At 46.8% G+C, this 833-nt stretch carries 1 protein-coding gene; it reads right to left on the reverse strand.

Annotated features, from left to right (window positions below):
- Positions 1-354 (reverse strand): ribosome-recycling factor (locus tag ACTHUR_RS13020; protein ID WP_440398924.1); only part of this gene is annotated, 354 nt, incomplete at its 3' end.
- Between the last annotated feature and the right edge of the window lie 479 nt (positions 355-833).

Genomic DNA, 833 nt, shown 5'->3' on the forward strand with positions numbered 1-833 from the left:
GCGTACGACTTTAATCAAATCTTTACGGCGCTCTTCGGTCAACATAGGCATAGGCACGCGGATCAAATCGCCGACGGCTGCCGGGTTCAGACCCAAGTTTGAATCGCGGATGGCTTTCTCGACTTTGGCTGCCATATTGCTTTCAAAAGGTTTTACGCCGATGGTGCGCGCGTCCAGAAGTGTCACGTTGGCAACTTGGCTGACTGGAACCATGCTGCCCCAGTATTCGACTTCCACTTGGTCCAACAGACCGGTATGCGCACGTCCAGTACGCACTTTCGCCAAATTCTCTTTCAGCACTTCTACCGAGCGCTGCATTTTGCTTTCCGCTGTTTTTTGAATATCGTTAATCATTTTCTGCTTTCAAATAAGATACTGAATTTAAAACCGCGTCCGGACGCATGACCATCCGAACGGCAATCAAGCTGTTAACTGCGCATAGTACCGTCATTCGGCGATTCCGACAAGGCAGGGGCGGTTTTGGGCTTTATTTCTTAACTGATATTTAAATGTTGTTGTACATGAGTTTGGGGCGGGAAAGCATGGGCTGCCTCGAGATAGCCGAATTTATGTGCGCATAGATAAAAAGGTCGTCTGAAAACCTTATCAACCGGTTTTCAGACGACCTTTATCCTACCTCCCAACCTCTCTATGGCTAAAGGCAGGGTGCAAAACAGGAAAATACGCTCCTGTTACGATGCAATCACGAACCAAAGACCTCGAAGAAGCAGGTATATCAATAATGTGATGGTAATGTTGTTGTATCGCCATTTCATTTGGTTGATGGAAAAAACCAGCAGCATGAGGAGAAAGAATTGTGCTATGTATGACCA

The organism is Neisseria sp. P0021.S007 (genome assembly GCF_051956855.1).